The organism is Pilosibacter rotomagensis, assembly GCF_045062245.2.
Classification (GTDB): Bacteria; Bacillota; Clostridia; order Lachnospirales; family Lachnospiraceae; genus Pilosibacter.
Map to the genome: position 1 here is coordinate 2077334 of NZ_CM170323.1, position 23189 is coordinate 2100522.

A 23189-nucleotide genomic window follows, 5' to 3' on the forward strand; every position below is an offset into this window, starting at 1 on the left:
TTTTCTTTTTTAAACATATATTTTTATTTAACAGGAAATTCCGATGGAACTTCCCGTTAAATAAAAGTTTTACATTAAATGAAGCTTTCTGAACACCCTGAGAAGTTTCGTTCCGCCCGGCATGGTCTTAAGTTCCGCCGCAGACAGGGCGCCAAGCTTGATCAGGAGCACACCGTAAACGATCACTGCAACCATCATCGCAAACATCGTAGAAAGCGCATTGCTCTTTACCGCGAGATGCACAAGCTGATAGGAGCCAAACGCGAAGAGTCCCATCACTGCAGAAGCGATCACCGGGATCACAACGGTCTTTTTCATCTCCTGCCGGTAACCGAGAAGATTCCGGATGGATCTCGCATTCATCAGGCACATGAACACCGCGAACAGGATATTCGCAAATACCATGCTGTAGATTCCCATATGGAATCCCAGCGCCATGATCTCAAGTGCGATCAGATGGAGGACAAGGGAGATCACCGCGTGAAAGATCGGAAGACGCATTTTGTCGATTCCCTGAAGGATCGCGTTCGTCACCGTAGAGACGGAGTAAAATACGACCGCAAGAGAACCGTAGATCGTCATCCGGATCGCCAGGGTATTATCTCCAGAGAACAGCAGGTTATTCACCGGTCCCGCAAGTACCGTAAGTCCCACAGTGGACGGGATCGCCACAAAGCAGGAGAAACGGATCGCAGATGCCACGCGCTCTCTCACAAGCTTTTTGTCTCCCATCGCCACTGCCCTGGATACGGACGGGATCAGGGAGGACGAAAGGGCATTGGAAATCGCCATCGGCACATTGATCAGCAGATGGTATTTTCCTGTATACACTCCCCAGATGGAGGCAAATTCATCTCCCTGTCCGAGAGTCTTAAAGTTGTATGCGAGGATCCCGTTATCCAGCACGCTGTTTAAGTTGTAGATCGCGGAACTCAGGATAACCGGAACGACCGTGAAGAACAGGACTCTCGTGATCTCCTTATAGCTCTCCGCAAATTCCGTCTGATCCCTGCGGATCTGACGTCTGCGGACGTTTCTGCTGATCGCAAAGAGGAAAAGCAGAAAGATCAGCGCCGTGAAGGCGCCCGCACCTGTACCGATCGTTCCTCCGGCAGCTCCCCAAGCGTTGGAATAGCCGGTTCCTGTCTGGTTCTTTAATACTTCTGTCTTTAACGCCTCGTTAAAGAGAAAGCTTCCTGCAGCCACGCTGATGATGGCATTTACGATCTGTTCAAAGACCTGGGAAAAGGCCGTTGGCACCATGGTTCCCTGTCCCTGGAAATATCCGCGGAACACACCGAGATACGCCATGATCCAGACCGTCGGGGCTAATGTCTTTAATGCAAATGCCGCATAAGGCATAAAGAATACGTCTCTCGCAAAGAAATCAGCGCCGAACCAGATCACTGCGGCCGCAAATGCACCAACGATCGTTGCATAGCAGAGTGCCGCGCGCAGGATCCTCGCGGCGTTCCGGTATTGTTTTCCTGCAAGTCTCGCGGAAACCATCTTCGACACGGCGAGCGGCAGGCTGTAGGAGGACAGGAGCAGCGCAATATTGTATACATTAAACGCAGTTCCATAATACCCCATTCCCTCATCGCCGATGATGTTGATCATCGGGATGCGGTACGCGATACCGATGATCCTCACCACGATGGACGCCACCGCCAGGATACTTCCCTGGACGACGAAATTGGATTCCTTCTTCTTTTTCTGTCTGTTACTTTCCATAAATTTCAGCTTTATCGAACCTGTCTGCTCCTACAATGCAGATCCAGGTCTTTCCTTTGTTAAGCATAACTTCCTTTCCTTCAGAGTCATAGTAGCGGGTCGGTCCGAAGTCCCCATCCTTTTTCCAGGAGACCGGAACGCACTTTCCGCCTGTAAAGACATAACCCGCTCCGCCTTTGTGGACGTTGATGTTGAGATAATCGGTGCTGGCGTAATGTCCCCACTCCACGTACTGGAAGATCACGTTCCTGACAGCGATCTGGCCGCCGTCTCCGTTGTGCTTTCCGCCGTACTGGAACCGGTAATATTTTCCGTCTCCCTCATTGTACTCAAACCACGGATTGTTCATCGCATAGGACGGATAGAACTTATACGCGTCCTTTGCGTCTGATTCTGCCGGGACATAAGCGTTTTTTGAGAACTGGAAGTGTCCGCTGTAGGTATCGCTGTAGGAAGTGCGGTAGCCCAGCTGACCGATGGTCTTGTTTAATTTCGCGCCGCTTGTGTAGGCGTTATGCGGTGCCTTCTTGTCCTTTGTGCGGTAGAACGCATTTCCGCCTGTGCCATCGACACCGTTGATGTTGTCCACATTTTTCAGATACGGAACTGCGAAGGTGCTCTGTCCGTAGTGGGCATAGATCGCATCGTACTCTCTCGCGAAATATGTATAGTAGGTACGGCAGCTTCTGACGGAACCGATCCGCTCGATATCATCATAGTCCTCGAAGATCGCCATGTAGCGGTTCATATCGCCCTCCACCGGCGCCTCGTAGACAACATCCGCCCGGTTGATGCCGTACTGGGGCAGAGATGCTTTATCATTGCTCATCATGACCGCAACAGGGCGTCTGTTAGCTTTCGCCACATCCACCATCTCACCGGTCAGGTAACTCTGGATCTTTCCGTCGACTTCTTTGCGTTCCTCCGGACCTTCCGGTTCCGTCTCCGCCTCCGTCGTCGGCTCTGTCTCGAGGACGATCGTTTTTGTCTCCTCTGGCGTCTCTGTCTCCACCTCCGTCGTCACGGCTGTTTCCTCCGCTTTCTTCCCGCATCCGGAGAGCGCTGCCGCTGCCATCATGATTCCAATACCAATAATAAATGCTCTGCCCCGTTTTCTCATCTCCTGTAACCTCTCCGTTCCAGAATTTCTCTCTGCATGTCCTCCATCTGGATCCGCTCCTCATCCTCCATATGGTCGTAGCCGGATAAATGAAGCATGCTGTGCGCTACTAAGAATGCCAGTTCTCTCGTCTGAGAGTGGCCATACTTCTCAGCCTGCTCTTTCACCTTATCCACGGAAATTACAATATCCCCCATAAGTAATTCCCCTGTATCCGGGTCGAAGTATTCCTCCGGCGTCTCTTCCAGATGGGAAAAGTCGCCCGGTGTCTCAAAATCACACATCGGGAACGACAAAACGTCTGTCGGGTTGTCGATCCCGCGCATATCAAGGTTGATCTGGTGGATCCCGGCATTATCCGTCAGGAGAACATTTACCTCCGCGTCATACGGGCACTCCACATAATCCAGGGACTCCTCGATCACATTTTTGATGATCTCCTCATAGGGAAGATCCAGCTTTTCTTCTGCTTCGTACTCCACTGTCACTGTCATCTCTGTTCCCGTCCTTCCCGGCCGCTCTTTCCATGTTCCGCGCGGGATATTCTATCCGGCTTCTCGCGGCCTTCATATTCATCATATGCTTTCACGATCTTCTGAACAAGCGGATGTCTCACCACATCCTCATTGGAGAACCGGCAGATCCCGATATCGTCAATATTCTTTAACACCTTGAGTGCCACGTCGAGACCAGATACCTGACCCGCAGGCAGGTCTTTCTGGGACTGGTCGCCGGTGATAATAACCTTGGAACCGAAACCGATCCTTGTAAGGAACATCTTCATCTGGGCCTGGGTCGTATTCTGAGCCTCATCAAGGATAATAAAGGCGTTGTCCAGGGTACGCCCACGCATGTAGGCGAGCGGTGCCACCTCGATCAGGCCTTTCTCCGAGTTGTGAAGATAGCTGTCCGCGCCCATGATCTGGTACAGGGCATCGTAAAGCGGACGCAGGTACGGATCGATCTTGCTCTGAAGATCTCCCGGAAGGAAGCCAAGCTTCTCTCCCGCCTCGATGGCCGGACGCGTCAGAATGATCCTGCCCACTTCCCCATTTTTAAATGCCTGAATCGCCATGGACATGCCAAGATACGTTTTTCCGGTTCCCGCAGGCCCCACGCCGAACACGATCATTTTTTTCCGGATCAGATCGATATACTGCTTCTGTCCCAGTGTCTTCGGTTTTACCGGTTTTCCATTTATGGTGTGACAGATGATATCGCGGTCCAAGGAAAGCATTTCCGTGTCCTTATCTTCAAAGGAAAGAGCCAGAGCGTAATCCACGTTCTGTTCCCCGATCTCTTCGCCCCGCTTCGAAAGCTCCAGAAGCGTCGAAAACACGCTCTTGGCACGTTTTACGGCATGATCCGGTCCAATGACCTTGATCTCCCCATCCCGCGCCACCATGGATACGTGAAGCGTCCGCTCGATTTTCTTCAGATAACTGTCAAACTGTCCGCAGACTTTCCGTTCATGTTCTGCAGGAATGTCTATGATTGTCTCAATGATGCTCATCTACTGTCTGAATCTCCTCCTGATCTTCCGGGATGGGGGATTCCTTCGCGATGTCCTCCACCACCGTCAGTGTTCCATGAATCGTCCAGTGCGATTCACTTCTCTCTATTCTAACATCACTACCAAGGATTTGTATACCTTTTTCGGTAAAATTTTGTAAATATTCGTTCAAATATCGGTCCACAGACTCCGAGATCTCTGCTTCCGTGAGGACTTTTTCGTAGGGAACATATTCCTCTGCGGTGAGGATCCCGCCGTAGACTGGGAGATAAAAATTTTTCGAAAGCTTCAGCTGGAATTCTTCCATAAACAGTTCCCATGTGCTTTCTTTTTTGAGATCCGGCATCAGAAAGCAGAATTCCAGGTCCAGAAGTTTAAAAAAGATACCTCGGCGCCTCTTTCCTGTCCTTGCACGGATCTCTTCCGTATCCGGGATCTTCCATGTGACTGTTTTGACAGTCCTGGCGTAAACTTCAGCGTCCGCATGGACCTTATTTGTCTTCACAAGTGTCTCCGAGTCATCGTAGAGCGGGAGTTCCCCCGATACCAGAACATCCCCGGCTTTCACCGTGTCTCCGACCTTCACTCTGGCTTTTCCGTTCCGGACGATGATCCTTGTCACGGTGCCGTCTGTCCCAGCTGTGAGCTCACAGGGCGTTTCCGGTTCCGTCTCCGCCTTTAAGATCCCGTCGTTCTCCCGCAAATGAATCGTGAGTCTCGTGCCGGTCAGCTCCGCGGACACCCAGCTGATCTCCGGGAACGCGTTCCGGATCCTTTTTTCCAGTTCTGTGCAGGAGATCCGGCTCTTTCTCATCCCGCACTGCACCGGGACTGTGGCCATAAAGTGCAGCAAGGTCTCATCTGTAAAGCGGTGATTTCCTTCAAAGGAGATGTCCCACACATGGAAGGACGAACTATAGAGCAAAAGAAAGAACGCTGCCAGTCCGCCGACCCAGAGAATTCTGCGGCGTCCCAGGAGAAGCCAGAATGGAAAACCATGTTTTTCTGTGATTCGAAGACGGACATCCGTTTTCCGGGCGATCGGCTTCAAGCGTTTGAAGTTGCGCGGAGACGTCCAAAAATATACCGTTTTTTCCATTTCCGCATTATCTTTTTCATATTCATTTCTCTCAATACACTCATCTTTTTGTGTATACTGTCGATGGCTGTATTCTGCCGCATGGATTTTCTCTACTCTGTCTTCTTTTTTCCCGACCGAACCTGCTTTTCGCGCTTTCTTTGTTTCCTTTGTCTCTATCTCTGTAATCGTGATCCCTCTCTGGGCCGCAATATTAAAAAAGCGCTCCATCCCTCTCCCCTCGATCCGGACTTTCACGCTTCCCTCCCGCATATCTTTTAATCTATTCAAACCGGATCACCTCCAGGCGGCCGGATATTTTCATCTCATCCTTATCATAATAGCAGATCTTTAACTTCTTTCCCGAAACAAAGAGAATATAATGCCTGCACTGGATCCGGATCTCCGTATCCGTGTATACAAGAATACTCCTGTAATTTTCAATATGTACCGCCCGCGTCCCGATGAATGTCAAAAGCGTCTCCCCGCCCACCGCGTCTGCAAACACCCCGGCGGAGTCCATCCGGGGAAAATCATCCTTTTTCTGCCCTCTCATGCTATGCTCCGCCGTATCATGCCTTGTTAAATTTTATGACTGCCGCACTTCATGTATGCATAGTCATTCCTGATCAGATGCCAGAAAACCTTCCCCATATACTTCCCGTGCCTCACTGACGATCAAGAACGCTTTCGGATCGATCTGATAGATCAGTTTTTTCGCTTTATACATCTGTTTTCTGTCCACAACACACAGGGTAACGCCGCTCGCCTTCTTTGAATATGCTCCCCTACATTCCAACAAAGTGCAGCCACGATCCAGATATTCCATGAGTACATCTGCGATTTTATCAGAAAATGGAGTGACGACCGTCATCATCGTACTCCGGTTCAAGCCGTATAACGTCATATCGATCACATAGCTTGTAACCACCGTGGAGATCATCCCATATAACCCCGACTCTATATTTCTGAACATTAGAATCGATGTCCCGATAATAATAAGATCAAGTACCATCAGCGCCGTCCCTGTCTGGATATGAGGAAAATATTTTTGTATCAGCTTTGCTCCTATGTCACTTCCTCCCGTTGTAGATCCACTCATAAAAACGATTGCCATCCCTATCCCAACCAAGACACCTCCAATAATGCATGCCATAAACCGGTTCCCTGTATATACCGGCAAATATGGTGTCACTGCCAGATCTATGATCGCATTGCAGATCAAAACTGTCTTGACTGTTTTTACTGTTCTTGATCGTCCTAGCAGAATCCAGGATGCCACCATCAGTGGAAGATTGATCCAGATCGTCAACATTCCGATTGGCAGACCGGTTATTCGATTCAGCAGGATCGACAAACCTGTCGCTCCTCCAGGCGCTGCGTCGATTCCGTCGATATAGCAGTGAACCCCGATTCCCTGCAGAAAACCACTTACAATATCGCACAGCACGTCTCCTGCAATCGTAACGCTCATATTCTTTTCCATTTTTGTCTCCTATTCCTCCACATTGCTGCTGTCATAAAAAGACACGGACCAACAAACTGCCAGTCCGTGTCTTTTTATGTTGCCATGCATCCGAAAGATGCTGCCAGTGGCAGGTTCTGTAGGTTACATGTTTTTTAACCGTGCTTTATTTTCACGAAATTCATTTTTCACCGTTTCCATGTGCTCATTGTCACTCAAAAGATCCCACGCCGTTCCGGCCAGGATTTTGGCAGCATATAAGATTGCCTGATGTGCCTCTTCCGTCAATCCCATGTCAAGAAACATCTGCGAGTGGGACGAAGTTCCCTCCGGCACAAACGCTATTCGGATACAACAGCCCGGGACTTCATACATAACATTTCCAAAATCTGAAGATCCTGTTTTTTCCCTGGGGGCTCTTATCCGCGGGGCACCAACCAGCCTTGCATTTTCCATCACGATCTCATTCAGACTGTATGCCGGAACTTTTCCCTCAAGGATTCGTTCCGTCTTTATCTCATAACTCGTCCCCGTCATGATTGCAGCTCCCCTCATCACGTCACAGAAGCGAGGCAGGAGTTCATCATGAAGATATACAGAATTGTAAGAGCGGACACTGAACGCTCCTACAGCCTTCGCCGGAACAATATTGGCCGGTCCCGGAAGTTCCTGCATGGTATAATGGATTCTCGAATCTTCCCGAACATGTTCCCGGAGGAATTCCAATCCATTGAATGATAAAAGCAATGCATCAAACGCGCTTCTTCCTGCCTCCGGTTTCAAAGCAGCATGTGCTGATTTTCCGTGGAATGTCACTGTCACGGATGCCGCTGCCATCGATTTGACATCCACACATGTTGTCGGAGAACCATGGAGCATTAAAGCCACATCGATATCCTTCAGATAACCGTCCTCCAGTAAGATGATCTTTCCTCCGCCGCTCTCTTCCGCTGGTGTTCCATATACAATGATTTTTCCATTGCACTTATTATCCAGAATTTTTTTCAGAGCCACGGCTGTTCCGCAGATTCCTGGGCCCTGCATATGATGTCCGCAGGCATGTCCCAGTCCCTCTAGCGCATCATACTCGCACAGAAGTCCAATCGACGGCCCATTGCCATTTCCAAGCGTCTGTTCCGCCCGAAATGCTGTTTCCTGCCGTCCGAGCCCCCGCTCCACCTGAAATCCCTCTTTTGTCAGGAAATCACACAGCAAACTGCTGGCAAAATATTCATTGTGAGCCGTCTCTGGATGCGTAAAGATCGCATCTGCCATCTCATTCATTTCCTGGCTTCGTGTATCCAGATATGCAAATAATTGTTCCTTCATTCTTTTCCCTCTCTTACATCGGTCCAAAATGGATCATCTGTGCAATGATCATCAGAACAGATCCCACCACCATCCAGATCAGGAATAATTTCCACATAAATTTCATCCACCGATCATATGGTACATTTCCCATACTTAAAATTCCCATCAGTGCTGATGATGTCGGAAGAATATAGTTGCAGAAACCATCCCCGAAGTTGAATGCCAGTACAGCAGTCTGTCTTGTAATTCCGATCATATCCGCGAGCGGTGCAACGATCGGAATTACTACTGCGGCCTGTCCGCTTCCAGATGTAATAAAAATATTTATAACGATATTGATCATGTACATCGCCGGTCCCTGAAGGATCGTCGGAACTGCTTTCAGAATAAAGCTCAGTCCGTAAATAATCGTATCAATGATCGTTCCCGCTGTGAGAATCGAGGAGACAGCTTTCGCAACACACACAATACTGGCCGCCATGAGCATTGTCTTCATTCCCGCAATAAACTCGTTTACTGCCTGATTCGGAGACATTCTGAGTGTGATCGCCATGAGCACTGCCATCCAGATATAAATAGCCGCCATATCCATCATTCCCCATCCAAAAGTTAGGGAACCACCGACCATAACTAACAGGCAGGCCGCCATAATAATCAAAATAAGGCTTTTTGTCTTTGTCATAGGTCCAAAATCATCTAGGGACTTTTCTTCAGATTTCTGAGTGCCTGCAGTATATCCGTACATTGGGCTCAATTCCGGATTTTTCTTGATCTTCATCGCATACCGAACAAGGTAGATATTCGTCACAACCGCAAATACCACAAGGCATACCATCCGGTAGCCGATTCCTGAGTACAATGGAAGTCCTGCCAGTTCCTGCGCCACGGTTGTTGTTGATCCATTTAATGGTCCGGTACTGAAGCCTACTGCGCCGCCGAGAAGAATGATTCCGACACCGACGATTGCATCAAGTCCCATCGCCTGGGCGATCACCACAAGAATTGGGGCAAACGGTATAAATGTGTTTACTCCCTTCACTGTGCAAATCAATGTGAAAATACTGGTAAGTAACGGAATCAGGACCCAGATCGTATTGGAATATTTCTTTACGACCTTTGCAATTGCCGACTGCAGCGCCCCACTGACATTCACAAAGCGAAATGCTCCGCCAGAAAATACAATACACAGAAACAGAGCCACACCATCCTTAAAACCTTTGGCAATGTGGTTCGGTATCGTCAGGGGATTCACCGGCGTACGCGCCACAAAAGAAAACTGATTCGGATCAATTACAGAAGTTCCCGCCTCGTTTTTTACCCTCACATACTCTCCAGCCGGTATGATCCAGGTCATAATACAGGCTGCTAAAATGATCAGTAATATGATTACGATCGTATTTGGAAGTTCCCGTTTCTTTTGTTCGTTCTTCATATGCGTTCCTCCTATGCATTTGTGATATAATTATCATAAATCACATGAATTTCACATTTTTATACTTTGTGTACATCTATAAATTTTCTTTATATTTTATTCGTCACATGTGTTTTTTATATGCTATACTAAAAGCAATTAAAGGGGGAATCTGATATGTATTCAAAAGAACTGGTCTATGTTACAACGATTGCAGAATCCGGCTCACTCTCTGCTGCGGCAAAAAAATTGTCCATGACCCAGCCTGCTCTCAGTATCTTTCTGTCAAATCTTGAAGTAGAACTGGAAGCACCTTTATTTACTAGAAATGGCCGGCGCATGGTGCCCACAAAAGCCGGGGAACTCTATTTAAGCACGGCAAAAAAGATCTTAGATCTTGAGGAGTATTTCCATATTCAACTGGATTCTCTCCTCCACTCTGAAAACTGTACTTTACGCATCGGTCTTCCCTGGATCCAGGCTCCTTTCCTGATCCCGCCGATCATGGACCATTTTTCGAAAATGTACCCTGGCGTTTCTCTGCGTTTTTCTAAGAGTGTTCTTGAGGATCTCACAAAAAAGCTGGAAAATGATCAGTTGGATATCGTTTTTATGAGTAAAGTTTCTCCTCATCTGAATAAAGATATTTTTCAATATTTAACTGTAACGAAAGATTATCTTCTCCTTGTCGTTCCTAAGAATACAAATTGGCGTTTTCCAGTTTACAAATGCGAAATTTCTCCTTATCAGTATGTTGAGCTCTCTGATTTTCAAGATATCCCATTCATCACGCAGCTCCCCTCTGAGACTATCTATTATCTGGAACAAAAAGCATTTCGCCGCTGGAACTTAACGCCTTCTAACCTTCTGTCAGAAGGCGGCCTGGAAACTGCTCACCAAATGACCCAGCACCACATGGGCTGCAGTTTTACAATGCGAAGGTACCTATCTCATGATATCTCCCCGGATCTCAATTATTACCTGATCGGAGATCCGCCGATCTCAGCCCCCATCTCCCTCGTGTTTCGGCAATGTGATTTTATTCCACCATATATTCACGAACTCGCACGTTTTCTGAAAACAATTATACAATAATCAAAAAGCCGCATCTGTTTTCCAGCTTAGAACCAGAAAGCAGACGCGGCTTAAAAATCCACAGTTTTTAGTTTGTTTTCTTCTTTAACTGTCCGCGGATCGCGCCAAACAGTGTGAACGCGATCAGGGCCAGGAAGAACCAACAGATCGGGGTGTTGAAGAATACGACCGGGTTACCACTGGACTTTAACAGTGCGGTACGGAAGTTCTTCTCAGCCATCGGCCCTAAGATCAGACCGAGGATCGCCGGGCTTGTCGGAATCTTTACTTTACCCATGAGCCAGCCGATCACGCCTGCAATCAACATCGTTCCTACATCGTAGAAGTTACTTCTCATTGCGTAGCTTCCTAGGACGCAGAGGATGAAAATGACCGGTGTAAGGATCGTCTTCGGAACGCTAAGTACCTTTGTGAAAAGGCGGATGCAGGAGAATCCAAGGAGTACCATGATCGTGTTGGCAACGAACATTCCAAGGAAGATCGTGTATACAAGAACCTTGTTTGTCTTGAAGAGCATCGGTCCCGGGGTAAGACCCTGGATCGTCAGCGCTCCGATCATGATCGCTGCTACGGCATCACCAGGAACACCGAGTGTCAGCATCGGGATCATTGCACCGCCGGTAACACCGTTGTTTCCGCCCTCGGAAGCAGCAACGGCCTCCGGGCTTCCTTTACCGAACAGTTCCGGATGTTTTGACATTCCGCGGGCTGTGTTGTATCCAACGAAGGATCCGATATCAGCACCGGCACCAGGGATGATACCGATCATGGTTCCGATGAGGCCCGTAACCGGAGCAACGCGAAGGATCGTCTTCACATCTTCCTTTGTCGGAAGAAGTCTTGTTACGCTCGCATCGATCTCATCGGTGCTGTAGATATCCTCGATGGTCTCGAAAGCCTGGCTCATCGCGAAGAGACCGATCATAACCGGAATGTACTGGATACCGGAGAGAAGGTTTGCGTTGTCTATGAAACGAATATAGCTTGTTACGCTGTCGATACCGACAGTAGCTGTTAAGATTCCTAAGAATCCGCAGATCAGGCCCTTTGCCATGTTCCCGCCGGAGATACTCGCGATGATACAGAGGCCGAACACCGCAAGTTTCCCATAGTATAATACGTCCTCGTTTATCCCGCAACCAATTTTTAACCCCTGATCCGTTTCGTTTTCATCACCACATCCCTTTATTTTGGGACTTCGGCAAGAGCCTGCGTATAAAAAAGAAAAAGGAGCCGTCCCCAAAGGAACAGCCCCTGTACGCTTATTAGTTGTACTTGCGCTTTCTTGCCGCTTCAGACTTCTTTTTACGTCTTACGCTCGGCTTCTCATAATGCTCTCTTTTACGAATCTCCTGCTGAATACCTGCCTTTGCGCAGTTTCTTTTGAATCTGCGTAAAGCGCTGTCCAGGCTTTCGTTATCTTTAACGATTACGTTTGACATAGCTCACACCTAACCTCCCTCCAGTTGTGTAATTGTGCATAATACAACTGTTTGGGTATTTTTTAGCACTGGTATGATTATATCATAAATTACACATTCGTCAACCTATTTTTACTAGAAAAATGCATTTTTTTCAAATTTATTTTTGATGCCGGGCAACCTTGCACAGCCCGGCATCAAAAAGGCTTGAAACAGCCTTAATTCTTAACTTATTTTACCTGCTCAGAAACGACTTCCGCAACCTTTGCGAGTGCGTCCGCAACGCCCTCCGGTTTCTTTCCGCCGGCCTGCGCCATGTTCGGACGTCCACCGCCGCCGCCGCCTACAAGGCCTGCGATCGCCTTGATGAGGTTTCCTGCATGAGCGCCCTTCTTCTGGGCCTCATCGGTCACAGCAGCCATCAGGTTTACCTTGCCGTCGAGAACAGATGCGATCACAACAACGCCCTCGCCAATCTTCTCCTTTAACTGGTCGCCCAAGTTTCTCAGACCATTCATATCAACGCCGTCTGCGCGGACTGCGAGAACTTTTACACCCTTCACATCCTGAACCTGATCCATAACATCGCCCATTGCCTCTTTGGCAAGTTTGCTCTTTAACTTCTCATTCTCAGAGTGAAGCGCCTTGATCTCCTCCATCATGGACTCGATCTTTGTCTGTAAGTCTGCCGGAGTGGATTTTGCTGCAGCCGCTGCCGCATGAAGCTCCTGCTCCACATTCTCATAATGATGGATCAGACCGTCGGAGGTCAGTGCCTCGATACGTCTCACACCTGCTGCAACGCCAGCCTCAGAGAGGATCTTGAAACAGCTGATCTCAGAAGTATTCTTTACATGGGTTCCGCCGCAGAGCTCTGTGGAGAAGTCTCCCATTCTTACGACACGGACCTTATCGCCGTACTTCTCGCCGAAGAGCGCCATCGCGCCTGTCTTCTTCGCGTCCTCCAGACCCATAACGTCTGTAACCACCGGAAGTGCCGCACGGATTTCTTTATTTACGATCGCTTCTACTTCCTTGATCTCAGCCGGAGTCATCGCGGAGAAATGAGTGAAGTCGAAACGAAGTCTGTCTCTTGTCACAAGGGAGCCAGCCTGCTCAACATGAGTTCCGAGAACGGTTCTCAGAGCCTTATGGAGGATGTGGGTCGCACTGTGGTTTCTTCCGATCAGGGCACGGTTCTCCTCATCTACCTTCAGAGTTACCGCCTCGCCTGTCTGGAACATACCGCTTACCATGTGTCCGATGTGTCCGATCTTTCCGCCCTGAAGGTGGATCGTATCTTCTACCTCGAACTTGCCGTTTGCGCTCTCGATCACGCCGCGGTCGCCGACCTGACCACCCATGGTTCCGTAGAACGGAGTCTCGGATGTGATGACACATGCCTTCTCGCCGTCTGTCACTGCGTCTGTGATCTCATCCTCGCCCTCTTCATCGGAAGCAAGTCTTACAAGAGCTGTCAGTCTGGACTCAGCTTCGAGCTTATCATATCCGACAAAAGCGGATGTTAAGGATGCGTCGAGTTTCTGGTAGATATCGTCGCGTCCCATGTAGTTTGTAGTCTTTCTGGCGCTTCTCGCAGTCTCTCTCTGAACCTGCATTGCCTTGTGGAAACCTTCCTCATCGACAGTGAGTCCCTTATCGTCAAGGATCTCCTTTGTCAGATCGATTGGGAATCCGTAAGTATCGTAAAGTTTGAACGCATCCTCACCTGCAAGGACTTTTGTTCCCTTTGCTTCCATGTCTTTTTCAAGGTCAGCAAGGATCTCAAGTCCTTTGTCGATCGTGTTTGCGAAGCGCTCCTCCTCCTGGTCGATGACGCGGAGGATCATATCTTTCTTCTCTTCCAGTTCCGGATAACCGTCCTTAGAGAGGTCGATCACAACCTGGGCGAGCTTTGTCATGAAGTTTCCTTCGATCCCGAGGATACGTCCGTGACGTGCAGCTCTTCTTAAAAGTCTGCGGAATACATAGCCTCTGCCCTCGTTGGACGGCATGATCCCGTCAGATGCCATAAATGTGCAGCTCTTTACGTGGTCAGCGATGATACGGAGGGAAACGTCTTTCTTGTCGTCCTCCTCGTATCTACAGTGAGCCAGAGTGCCCACCTCGTCCATCAGAGCGCGGTTTGTATCTACGTCGAAAAGGGATGCAACATCCTGGCAGACAACAGCCAGTCTCTCAAGTCCCATACCAGTATCGATGTTCTTCTGGATCAGATCGGTGTAATTTCCGTGTCCGTCATTGTTGAACTGGGAGAATACAACATTCCATACTTCCATGAAACGGTCTCCTTCGCCGCCCATAACGTCCTCCGGACCTGTTCCATACTTCTCTCCGCGGTCATAGTAGATCTCAGAACACGGACCGCACGGACCTGCGCCATGTTCCCAGAAGTTGTCTTCCTTGCCGAAACGATAGATCCGCTCTTTCGGGATACCGATCTCCTCATTCCAGATACGGAAGGCCTCATCGTCATCAAGATAAACAGACGGGTAGAGACGGTCAGCCGGGATTCCCACGCACTCTGTCAGGAACTCCCATGCCCAGTGGATCGCTTCTGTCTTGAAGTAATCGCCGAAGGAGAAGTTGCCCAGCATCTCAAAGAATGTGCCGTGGCGGGCTGTCTTACCGATATTCTCGATATCGCCGGTACGGATACATTTCTGACATGTGGTGACTCTGCGTCTCGGTGGGATCTCCTGTCCTGTGAAGTACGGCTTTAACGGTGCCATACCGGAGTTGATCAAAAGTAAGCTGTTATCGTTGTGCGGAACGAGGGAGAAACTCTTCATCGCAAGATGTCCCTTGCTCTCGAAGAATTTAAGGAACATTCTCCTCAGTTCGTTTACACCATATTTCTGCATGGTACTGCCTCCTGGTTACTGTTGTGTACTTTTTTTATCTCTGAATTTCTTACCCAGAACGATTCCCGCCAGGGCAACTGCGGCCAGAATCACAGCTTTGACGGCTGTTGAAACAAATGATGCGAAAAATGCGGACATAAAAACGCCTCCTTTTCCGGCTGTCCAAAATTCAGACGCCTGTGTTCAAAATGACACATTTGTACAGTTTCTATAATATTATTTTTTCGGGATCTGCCCATAAAGCCGGTGGTCCGGTCTTTGGCGCAGATTCTCATAACTTATACTATAATCGTTTCTTGTTCGGTTGGCAAGATGTTTTTTACTTTTCCCCCGGATCTTCCCCGGGTTCCAGATAGTCCCCATAGTTCTTTAAGAGTTCATAGCACCGGTCCATTGTCATATTAGCCGATGTCCGGACATACTCGACGCTCTGGGCAGGTGTACCGGATCTTTTTGCGCTGGCCTTATCTGCCGCAAGATCCCTCTTTTTGATCCACTCCACCTCCTCGCGCCGGAGCGATTCCGCCGCATTCTCGTCCATCGCTTTGTGGATCTCTGCGTAGATTATATTCAGCTCCCGGTCCCAGAGATTCCGCACATACTCCGCCGCAGCATACCGGGAAGTCTGGCTCATCGACGGATCATCCTGGTATTTTTCCGCCTCGGTCCGCGCCGTCTCAAGACGTTCTTTAAAGTCTGAGAGCGTATATTCCGCCGCAGATTTCTCGTTCTTCTGTGCCTCCGAAACGGCACTGCCTGTTTCCAGCGGGGATTTCACGGTCTCCTCAGAAGCCTGCAGATCTTTTGCTGCGTTCTCCGCCGCTGCCCCTGTTTCGCTCTCCTCCACTGCCATCTCATTCTCTGCCATTGCAAGGGCACTGACTTCCGCATCTTCCGGAGTCTGTGGATCCGGCGTTCCCGCCGCCTTCATCCTGTTTTCTACCGCATAGGGATTTCCCGCGTCCACAGGCCCCTGCGGCAGGGCATCCGCCTCAAAACCAACGACAGCCGCGGTATCCACTCCCCGTGAGGAAACAAACCGTTCCATTGCCCACGTGATGGATACCCCGGCTATCAAGATCCCGATAATGATCAACCATATTCTGCGTCTGCCCATATATGCTCTCTCCCGCTCTTTTCAGTCTCTTGTAACTGTTCGGTACTCTCACAGTTACAGCCCCTTTTACAGCTGCTGTCATTCTACTAAAAAGATACCATATCGGAAGATCTTTGTGAACAAAAAACGCAAATTAGTAATAGATTGTAAGACTTTTGTAAAAAGTGTCATCAAGCGACCGTGCAGACCAGCGGACTTTCATGCTGGAATACCCAGGCATTTGACAGTCCTAGTTTCCTACTCCTTCATCCACCAGCAGATTCCCTCCGTCCGCGGCGCCGGTGGCCAGCCGGTCACAGCGCTCGTTTCCGGGATGTCCGTCGTGGCCTTTGACCCAGTGGAACGTCACTTTATGCGGGTTCATCGCGGCAAGCAGCCGTTTCCAGAGGTCCGAGTTCTTCACCGGTCCTGTCTTCGGGCGGACCCAGTTGTTTCTCACCCAGCCATCGATCCATTTCTGGTTGAAGGCATCCACCAGATATTTCGAATCCGAATAGAGGTCCACCTCACAAGACCTGTTTAACGCCTCAAGTCCCGCGATCGCGGCCATCAGCTCCATCCGGTTATTGGTGGTCCGCACATATCCCGCGGACAGCTCCTTCTCGTGGAGAACCCCGTTTTTATCGATAAACTGGAGCACTGCTCCGTATCCGCCCGGCCCGTCCGGGTTTCCGCGGGCCGCTCCGTCTGTATAAAGTGTCACTTTCATGTCGTATTGTTTCCTCTCAGGATGTCTTATTTCATGATATTCCGGGCTCACTCAGTCATAAGCCGCAGTCAGAGATCCCATTTTTCGCAGAGTGCATTGACCTCCGCCGTAAACTTCTTGATATCCTTGTTTGCACAGTCGCGGTTCTTCTGGATGATCCGCACCAGACGTTCTCCTGCAGCCACGAGAAGAGCGAAGATCGACTTGTTCTCCTTCTGTCTTGCAGTCTCCTTCTGGATCGGAACGCCGACGGTCTGTTTAAGCCATACACCCGCTGCCAGATCGAACTCCGATCCCGAGAACGGGGCGTCCGCCACAAGGTCGTAGTCTGACCGCAGGAGATTCGCGAACTTCGTGCACACAAGGTCATCGCCGTGTACCATAAACACGCGGCCCGGTTTCTTCTTGAATGCATTGATCCAGGTGAGAAGTCCCTCCCTGTCCGCGTGACCGGAAAGTCCGTCTAACCTCACGATCTCCGCTTCCACGTCGATCGTCTCACCGAAGAGCTTTACGACCTCCGCACCATCAATCAGGCTTCGCCCAAGCGTTCCGATAGCCTGATATCCGGCGAATACGATCGTACATTCCTGCCTCCAGAGGTTATGTTTTAAGTGGTGGCGGATTCGTCCGGCATCACACATACCTGCCGCGGAAACAATGACCTTCGGCTCTGAATTGAAGTTTATAGCCTTGGAATCGTCACTGCTGACGGAAAGTTTCAGTCCGGGGAATCCGATCGGATTGATACCCCGGTTCACAAGATCCATTGCCTCCTCGTCAAAGCACTCGGAAATGTTTTTATTGAACACATGGGTCGCCTCGACAGCCAGCGGGCTGTCCACATAGACCGGGAATCCGTCATGTCCGGTGACGAGTCCCTCTTCCTTGATCTTACGGATAAAGTAAAGGATCTCCTGAGTCCTGCCCACCGCAAAGGCCGGGACCACAACATTTCCTCCGCGGTCCAAAGTTCTCTGGATGATCTTCGCGAACTCCTCGATGTGCTCATGGGTCCTGTCATGGGAGCGGTCGCCGTAAGTGCACTCCATCACCACATAATCCGCCTCATCCGTATACTGCGGGTCCTTGATCAGCGGCTTATTCTTGTTTCCGATATCGCCGGAGAACACGATCTTTTTCTTTACGCCGTCCTCGTCGATCCAGATCTCGATGGACGCGGAGCCGAGCAGATGGCCGACATCAGTAAAGCGTACCTCGATCCCTTCACAAATCGTCAGGATATCGCCGTAGTGGCACGGGACAAAGTGCTTTAAGACGCCCTCAGCGTCATTGACCGTGTAGAGTGCCTGAACTTCCGGATTTCCGGCACGTCTCGCCTTTCTGTTCTTCCACTCTGCCTCCATCTCCTGGATGTGGGCACTGTCCTTTAACATAATGTTGCAGAGATCACAGGTCGCCTGAGTCGCAAAGATCTGACCCTTGAAGCCCTTCGCGTAGATCAACGGCAAAAGGCCCGTGTGGTCGATATGGGCGTGGGTGATAAAGATGTAATCCACATCGGAGAACGGGATTGGAAGATCCGCATTCTCATAGACGTTTCCGCCCTGTTCCATACCATAATCGATCAGGATGTTTTTTCCAGCCGCATTGAGATAATGGCAGCTGCCAGTCACTTCATGATCCGCGCCGATAAATGTCAGTTTCATGGAACCCCTCCTCGCGCTGCAAATCAGCTGTATTATTTGCATCTATTATAGCAAATTTCAGATAATTATGCAAATCATTCCTCCATTACTGTCATTGATAATTTTCTGTAGCGTATCCTGGAGTTTCATCTGGCAATCCTCTGTCATCTGGGAGATCTTCGCCTGCATGCCGTCCTCCACGATCTGTTCCACAGATTTTCCAAAGATATTCGTATCCCAGACGCCGTCCTCCGTCGCTTCCCCGTCCTTTATGTACGCGATCAGATCCTTCGCCTGCTGCTCGTTTCCGACGATCGGGGCGATCTCCGTCTCGATCCGCGCTTTGATAAGATTGATGGACGGAGCCTGGGCATGGATCTTCACCCCGTATTTGCTGCCGTGGCGGATCAGCTCCGGCTCATCCAGGGAAATCTCCGTCTTATCCGGCAGGACGATGCCGTATCCTTTCTGCCGGACCTCCGCCAGGGCATTTTTCACCTTCTCATACTCGCCCTGCATCTCCGCTGAATCTTTTAGGATCTTAAACAGGCTGTATTCATCGCGCACCGGCAGTCCGGAGATGTCGCTCAGGACCTCAAAGTACGCATTCTCGTCGACGACGACCCGGATCGTCACGCGCCCGCTCGCAAGATTGAGTTCATCCGCGATCAGCTTTTTCACCGCCCGGTCTTCTTCCGGGACCGTCTCCTTCGGCACATCTTTCATCTGAACAGAACGTTTTAAAAGCTTTTCCGCCTCCGCGATCATGTCCGCCTTGATCGCATGGGTATCCGGCAGGATCTCCGCCCACTTCGGGATCTCGAGGTCGAGTTCCGTCACGGGGAACTCCAGAAGGACTCTCCCCAGGATCTCCTCAATGTCCTCCTTCTTTAACTGCTCACAGTTTGCCGCCCGGACCGGAACTCCGTACTGGTTTTCCATCTTAAGCGCCAGCGCTTTCGTATCCGCCGCATACGGTCTCGTGGAATTGAGCACGATCAGGAACGGCTTTCCGATCTCCTTTAGCTCTGAGATTGTCTGCTCTTCCGCTTCCCGGAAGTCCTCCCTGGTAAGCTCCCCGAAGCTCCCGTCGCAGGCCACGACAATACCGATGGTGGAATGGTCCCGGATCACCTTTCTCGTCCCGATCTCCGCCGCCTGGGTAAAGGGGATCTCGTAGTCGTACCAGGGAGTCTTCACAAGCCGTTCCTCCCCGTTTTCCGTGTGTCCTGCGGCGCCTTCCACCATAAATCCCACGCAGTCGATGAGCCGCACCTTCGCCCGGATCCCCTCCGCGAGTTCCAGCTCCGCCGCCTCCTTCGGGATAAACTTCGGCTCCGTGGTCATGATCGTCTTCCCAGCGGCGCTCTGCGGGAGTTCATCCCTGGTCTGCGACTTTTTCTGCCCGTCCGGAAGGTTCGGGAGAACGAGAAGTTCCATAAACCGCTTGATAAACGTAGATTTCCCGGTGCGCACGGGTCCCACGACGCCCACATAGATCTCGCCGCCCGTCCTCGCCTCGATATCCTTGTATACATGGAAATCATCCATAAAAATACCCCCTCGCATATACTGTTTCAGTGTATGCGCGAGGGGGATGTTTTTATTCACTCATGCGGCAGGTCTGTCCGGATCTTTATTCCCACGGAAGGTCGCTGTGCTCGATGCGCTTGTCGCGGAGCATCAGGTCAGCAACAGCCTCTTTCGCCGGTTTTCCTTCAAACAGGACCTCGTTGACCTGTTCAACGATCGGCATGGAGACGTTATATTTCTTTGCAAGCGCTCTCGCAGCCTTTGCGGAATAAACGCCTTCCACCACCATCTGGACTTCCTTCATGGCTTCCTCCATCGTGTATCCTTTTCCGATGAGGATCCCGGCACGGCGGTTTCTGCTGTGCATGCTTGCACATGTCACGATCAGGTCTCCGATCCCGGAGAGTCCTGTGTAAGTCTGATATTTTCCGCCCATGGCAACGCCAAGTCTCGCGATCTCCGCCATTCCGCGGGTGATGAGGGCCGCTTTTGCATTGTCCCCGTAACCAAGACCGTCAGCGATCCCGGCCGCCAGGGCAACAACGTTCTTCAACGCTGCTCCTGTCTCGATCCCCAGGACATCCGGACTCGTGTATACACGGAATACCGGACTGATGAAGGTGGACTGGATATACTCCGCGATCTTCTTTTTGTGGGATCCCGCAACACAGAGCGTTGGGAGTCCGCGGCTTACCTCTTCCGCGTGGCTCGGTCCGGAGAGAACGGCCGTCTCAGCCATCGGGAGCTCCTCTTTGATGATCTGTGTCATTGTATCGAGAGTATTCTCCTCGATCCCCTTTGCGACATCGACAATGAGCTGGCCATCCTTACAGAACGGTTTCATCTTCTGCGCCGTACTGCGCACGAAAACAGACGGGACTGCCATCACAAGAAGATCTTTATCCGCCATCGCCTTTTCAAGATCCGCAGTATAGATGAGTCCTTCCGGAAGTGTCACACCCGGAAGATTCCTGTGGGTCCTTGTCTTTGCCATCTCCTCGATCTCTGCCGGGATCGCGGACCAGAGTGTCACCTCATGTCCGTTATTTACCAGCAGTACCGCAATTGCGGTTCCCCATGTACCGGAACCGATAATACCAATCTTTTCCATGTTCAGGAACTCCTTTTTCTACGCCCTAAGGTTGATTTTCTTATGTACGCACCTGATGCCGGTTTATTTCTTTCCGCCCCAGAGCTTATTCTCCGTACCGGATAACAGTCGTTTAATATTTGCCCTGTGTCTCCAGATCGCCATCGCCATCAGAATAAAGGAGATGACAAAAAACTCCATGAGACTTCCTTCGGACACACGGTAATCCCCCCGTGATCCATAGATCAGCATCTGGATGAAGAATGAGATCACGACCAGGATCGATCCCAGGGACACATATCTTGTGATGATCACAGCGCCGAGGAACAGAGCCGCACAGACGAGCGTCACGCGCCAGTCCATGGACACGAGGATCCCCGCCATGGATGCGATCCCTTTTCCGCCTTTAAAGTGCAGATAGCACGGGAAATTATGTCCAAGGACAACTCCGAGACCCGCATAGAGCACGTAGAGGTCTGTATCCGGGCTTGCTTTAAAGATGATCCGGACTGCAAGACATGCGAAAACAGTCTTTAAAAAGTCGCCCGCAAAGACGATGAGTCCCGCCTTCTTTCCGAGAACCCGGAGCGCGTTTGTCGTTCCGGAGTTTCCGCTGCCGTAATTTCTGATATCGATATGGTTCATCTTCCCGTAAAGATATCCTGTCTGGAATAATCCAAACACATAACCTATAACAAGACAAAGCACTCTGCCCATCGCTTAATCCTTCTCCTTCCTCTCACGGATGATGAATTTCAGGGATGTTCCGCGGAAGCCAAAGGCCTCACGGATCTTGTTTTCCAGGTATCTCGTGTAGGAGAAATGCATTAACTCCTTATCGTTCACGAAAATTACGAAGGTCGGCGGTTTTACCGCAACCTGGGTCACATAGTAGATCTTTAAGCGTTTGCCCTTATCGGACGGCGGCTGCTGCATCGCGACAGCTTCTGTCACGATCTCGTTTAAGACGCCGGTCGCCACACGGAGCGTCTGGTTCTCGCGGACCATATCGATCAGCTCAAAGAGTTTTTCCATTCTCTGTCCGGTCAGGGCGGACACGAAGATATACTCCGCATACGGCATATAGGACAGGGTCTCTTTTAATTTTCTTGTGTACTCATAGATCGTCTTATCATTCTTCTCGATCGCATCCCACTTGTTGACAACAACGATCACGCCTTTTCCGCGGTCATGGGCGATCCCGGCGATCTTCGCATCCTGCTCGGTGATCCCCTCAACGGCGTCGATGACCATGAGGACCACGTCAGCGCGCTCAACGGCTGTTACCGTGCGGATGATGCTGTAGCGCTCGATATCCTCTTTGATCTTGCTCTTTCTTCTGAGACCGGCCGTATCGATAAAGATATATTCCGTGCCGTTTCTCACGATCTCCGTATCAACGGCATCTCTCGTTGTTCCGGCGATGTTGGACACGATCACACGGTTCTCGCCGAGAAGCTTATTGATAATGGAAGATTTTCCGACATTCGGTTTTCCGACGATCGCGATCCTCGGACGGTCGTCCTCGCTGTCGTCATACTGGTCCTCACGGAAGTATTTTACTACCTCGTCAAGGAGCTCACCGAGACCGAGTCTCGACGCTGCGGATACCGGAACCGGATCGCCGATTCCGAGGTTGTAGAATTCGTATACATCATTTCCGAATTTTGCCATACTGTCCACTTTGTTGACCGCAAGAACGACCGGTTTCTTGGACTTTCTGAGCATGTCCGCAACCTTGGAATCCGCGTCAACAAGTCCCTGGCGGACATCGACGATGAAAATGATCACGTCCGCGGTATCGATCGCGATCTGAGCCTGTTCCCGCATCTGGGCAAGGATGATGTCCTTGGAATCCGGCTCGATTCCGCCTGTATCGATCAGGGTAAAGTTGTTGTTTAACCAGGTGCAGTCCGCATAGATACGGTCTCTTGTCACACCCGGAGTATCTTTTACGATCGAGATCGTGCTGCCGGCAAGTACATTAAAGAGTGTGGATTTTCCCACATTCGGTCTGCCGACGATCGCCACTACTGGTTTACTCATATTTTTTCCTCA

General features: G+C 50.3%; 21 protein-coding genes. 1 reads left to right on the forward strand and 20 read right to left on the reverse strand.

Going from position 1 to position 23189, the window contains the following annotated elements; all coding sequences use genetic code 11:
- Positions 1 to 69: 69 nt before the first annotated feature.
- From ACI3EW_RS09285 to ACI3EW_RS09325, 9 genes are all read right to left on the reverse strand, one after another.
- Complete coding sequence (locus ACI3EW_RS09285; protein WP_182426740.1) at positions 70 to 1734, reverse strand: putative polysaccharide biosynthesis protein; 1665 nt, start codon at positions 1732 to 1734, stop codon at positions 70 to 72.
- Positions 1724 to 2854: a DUF3048 domain-containing protein gene (locus ACI3EW_RS09290; protein ID WP_118529767.1), complete on the reverse strand. Its 1131-nt coding sequence runs from the start codon at positions 2852 to 2854 to the stop codon at positions 1724 to 1726. The genes ACI3EW_RS09285 and ACI3EW_RS09290 overlap by 11 nt, the downstream gene beginning before the upstream one ends.
- On the reverse strand, positions 2851 to 3348 hold the full coding sequence (gene ybeY / locus ACI3EW_RS09295) for an rRNA maturation RNase YbeY (protein WP_021904350.1): 498 nt from the start codon (positions 3346 to 3348) through the stop codon (positions 2851 to 2853). Before ybeY ends, ACI3EW_RS09290 begins: the two co-directional genes overlap by 4 nt.
- Positions 3345 to 4367, reverse strand: a complete 1023-nt coding sequence (locus ACI3EW_RS09300; protein WP_021904349.1) for a PhoH family protein — start codon at positions 4365 to 4367, stop codon at positions 3345 to 3347. The genes ybeY and ACI3EW_RS09300 overlap by 4 nt, the downstream gene beginning before the upstream one ends.
- Entirely contained in the window at positions 4354 to 5736 is a 1383-nt protein-coding gene (locus ACI3EW_RS09305) for a sporulation protein YqfD (RefSeq protein WP_118529765.1), read from the reverse strand. The genes ACI3EW_RS09300 and ACI3EW_RS09305 overlap by 14 nt, the downstream gene beginning before the upstream one ends.
- The gene (locus ACI3EW_RS09310; protein ID WP_118529763.1) at positions 5729 to 6001 is read right to left on the reverse strand and encodes a YabP/YqfC family sporulation protein; all 273 of its coding nucleotides are present in this window, start codon (positions 5999 to 6001) and stop codon (positions 5729 to 5731) included. Before ACI3EW_RS09310 ends, ACI3EW_RS09305 begins: the two co-directional genes overlap by 8 nt.
- Positions 6002 to 6064: 63 nt before the next feature.
- Positions 6065 to 6931, reverse strand: a complete 867-nt coding sequence (locus ACI3EW_RS09315; RefSeq protein ID WP_405579037.1) for a YitT family protein — start codon at positions 6929 to 6931, stop codon at positions 6065 to 6067.
- A 123-nt stretch (positions 6932 to 7054) separates the two neighbouring features.
- Positions 7055 to 8239 (reverse strand): M20 family metallopeptidase, encoded by a 1185-nt coding sequence (locus ACI3EW_RS09320; protein ID WP_118529761.1) that lies wholly within the window; start codon positions 8237 to 8239, stop codon positions 7055 to 7057.
- Positions 8240 to 8252: 13 nt separating this feature from the next.
- The gene (locus ACI3EW_RS09325) at positions 8253 to 9653 is read right to left on the reverse strand and encodes a YfcC family protein (protein ID WP_118529760.1); all 1401 of its coding nucleotides are present in this window, start codon (positions 9651 to 9653) and stop codon (positions 8253 to 8255) included.
- A 156-nt stretch (positions 9654 to 9809) separates the two neighbouring features.
- Here ACI3EW_RS09325 and ACI3EW_RS09330 point away from each other — a divergent pair, with 156 nt between their 5' ends.
- Positions 9810 to 10727, forward strand: a complete 918-nt coding sequence (locus ACI3EW_RS09330; RefSeq protein ID WP_118529759.1) for a LysR family transcriptional regulator — start codon at positions 9810 to 9812, stop codon at positions 10725 to 10727.
- Between the two features lie 67 nt (positions 10728 to 10794).
- Here the strand turns inward: ACI3EW_RS09330 and ACI3EW_RS09335 are convergent, their stop codons facing one another.
- The 11 genes from ACI3EW_RS09335 to der all read right to left on the reverse strand — a co-directional run bounded on the left by ACI3EW_RS09335 (position 10795) and on the right by der (position 23177).
- Positions 10795 to 11823 (reverse strand): tripartite tricarboxylate transporter permease, encoded by a 1029-nt coding sequence (locus tag ACI3EW_RS09335; protein ID WP_405579032.1) that lies wholly within the window; start codon positions 11821 to 11823, stop codon positions 10795 to 10797.
- A 169-nt stretch (positions 11824 to 11992) separates the two neighbouring features.
- On the reverse strand, positions 11993 to 12169 hold the full coding sequence (gene rpsU / locus ACI3EW_RS09340; protein ID WP_003504099.1) for a 30S ribosomal protein S21: 177 nt from the start codon (positions 12167 to 12169) through the stop codon (positions 11993 to 11995).
- 209 nt (positions 12170 to 12378) lie between these two features.
- Positions 12379 to 15033, reverse strand: coding sequence for an alanine--tRNA ligase (alaS, locus tag ACI3EW_RS09345; protein ID WP_405579024.1), 2655 nt, complete (start codon positions 15031 to 15033; stop codon positions 12379 to 12381).
- A gap of 15 nt (positions 15034 to 15048) precedes the next feature.
- Positions 15049 to 15171 (reverse strand): hypothetical protein, encoded by a 123-nt coding sequence (locus ACI3EW_RS09350; RefSeq protein WP_275950589.1) that lies wholly within the window; start codon positions 15169 to 15171, stop codon positions 15049 to 15051.
- Between the two features lie 181 nt (positions 15172 to 15352).
- Positions 15353 to 16150, reverse strand: a complete 798-nt coding sequence (locus tag ACI3EW_RS09355) for a lysozyme inhibitor LprI family protein (RefSeq protein ID WP_405579020.1) — start codon at positions 16148 to 16150, stop codon at positions 15353 to 15355.
- A gap of 229 nt (positions 16151 to 16379) precedes the next feature.
- Entirely contained in the window at positions 16380 to 16859 is a 480-nt protein-coding gene (gene rnhA / locus ACI3EW_RS09360) for a ribonuclease HI (RefSeq protein WP_118297913.1), read from the reverse strand.
- Positions 16860 to 16927: 68 nt separating this feature from the next.
- Positions 16928 to 18529: an MBL fold metallo-hydrolase RNA specificity domain-containing protein gene (locus ACI3EW_RS09365; protein ID WP_118529756.1), complete on the reverse strand. Its 1602-nt coding sequence runs from the start codon at positions 18527 to 18529 to the stop codon at positions 16928 to 16930.
- A gap of 57 nt (positions 18530 to 18586) precedes the next feature.
- On the reverse strand, positions 18587 to 20059 hold the full coding sequence (spoIVA, locus tag ACI3EW_RS09370; protein ID WP_405579015.1) for a stage IV sporulation protein A: 1473 nt from the start codon (positions 20057 to 20059) through the stop codon (positions 18587 to 18589).
- Positions 20060 to 20144: 85 nt separating this feature from the next.
- Entirely contained in the window at positions 20145 to 21152 is a 1008-nt protein-coding gene (locus tag ACI3EW_RS09375; RefSeq protein ID WP_118529754.1) for an NAD(P)H-dependent glycerol-3-phosphate dehydrogenase, read from the reverse strand.
- Between the two features lie 63 nt (positions 21153 to 21215).
- Positions 21216 to 21848: a glycerol-3-phosphate 1-O-acyltransferase PlsY gene (gene plsY / locus ACI3EW_RS09380; RefSeq protein ID WP_405579011.1), complete on the reverse strand. Its 633-nt coding sequence runs from the start codon at positions 21846 to 21848 to the stop codon at positions 21216 to 21218.
- A gap of 3 nt (positions 21849 to 21851) precedes the next feature.
- On the reverse strand, positions 21852 to 23177 hold the full coding sequence (gene der, locus ACI3EW_RS09385; protein ID WP_015554291.1) for a ribosome biogenesis GTPase Der: 1326 nt from the start codon (positions 23175 to 23177) through the stop codon (positions 21852 to 21854).
- Between the last annotated feature and the right edge of the window lie 12 nt (positions 23178 to 23189).

Coding starts and splice junctions, on each gene's coding strand:
- ACI3EW_RS09300 (WP_021904349.1), bottom strand. CDS start 4,367: ATGAGCATCATTGAGACAATCATAGACATTCCTGCAGAACATGAACGG.
- spoIVA (WP_405579015.1), bottom strand. CDS start 20,059: ATGGATGATTTCCATGTATACAAGGATATCGAGGCGAGGACGGGCGGC.
- ACI3EW_RS09375 (WP_118529754.1), bottom strand. CDS start 21,152: ATGGAAAAGATTGGTATTATCGGTTCCGGTACATGGGGAACCGCAATT.
- ACI3EW_RS09285 (WP_182426740.1), bottom strand. CDS start 1,734: ATGGAAAGTAACAGACAGAAAAAGAAGAAGGAATCCAATTTCGTCGTC.
- ACI3EW_RS09325 (WP_118529760.1), bottom strand. CDS start 9,653: ATGAAGAACGAACAAAAGAAACGGGAACTTCCAAATACGATCGTAATC.
- ACI3EW_RS09330 (WP_118529759.1), top strand. CDS start 9,810: ATGTATTCAAAAGAACTGGTCTATGTTACAACGATTGCAGAATCCGGC.
- ACI3EW_RS09320 (WP_118529761.1), bottom strand. CDS start 8,239: ATGAAGGAACAATTATTTGCATATCTGGATACACGAAGCCAGGAAATG.
- alaS (WP_405579024.1), bottom strand. CDS start 15,033: ATGCAGAAATATGGTGTAAACGAACTGAGGAGAATGTTCCTTAAATTC.
- ybeY (WP_021904350.1), bottom strand. CDS start 3,348: ATGACAGTGACAGTGGAGTACGAAGCAGAAGAAAAGCTGGATCTTCCC.
- der (WP_015554291.1), bottom strand. CDS start 23,177: ATGAGTAAACCAGTAGTGGCGATCGTCGGCAGACCGAATGTGGGAAAA.
- ACI3EW_RS09290 (WP_118529767.1), bottom strand. CDS start 2,854: ATGAGAAAACGGGGCAGAGCATTTATTATTGGTATTGGAATCATGATG.
- rnhA (WP_118297913.1), bottom strand. CDS start 16,859: ATGAAAGTGACACTTTATACAGACGGAGCGGCCCGCGGAAACCCGGAC.
- ACI3EW_RS09315 (WP_405579037.1), bottom strand. CDS start 6,931: ATGGAAAAGAATATGAGCGTTACGATTGCAGGAGACGTGCTGTGCGAT.
- ACI3EW_RS09350 (WP_275950589.1), bottom strand. CDS start 15,171: ATGTCCGCATTTTTCGCATCATTTGTTTCAACAGCCGTCAAAGCTGTG.
- rpsU (WP_003504099.1), bottom strand. CDS start 12,169: ATGTCAAACGTAATCGTTAAAGATAACGAAAGCCTGGACAGCGCTTTA.
- ACI3EW_RS09310 (WP_118529763.1), bottom strand. CDS start 6,001: ATGAGAGGGCAGAAAAAGGATGATTTTCCCCGGATGGACTCCGCCGGG.
- ACI3EW_RS09355 (WP_405579020.1), bottom strand. CDS start 16,150: ATGGGCAGACGCAGAATATGGTTGATCATTATCGGGATCTTGATAGCC.
- ACI3EW_RS09365 (WP_118529756.1), bottom strand. CDS start 18,529: ATGAAACTGACATTTATCGGCGCGGATCATGAAGTGACTGGCAGCTGC.
- plsY (WP_405579011.1), bottom strand. CDS start 21,848: ATGGGCAGAGTGCTTTGTCTTGTTATAGGTTATGTGTTTGGATTATTC.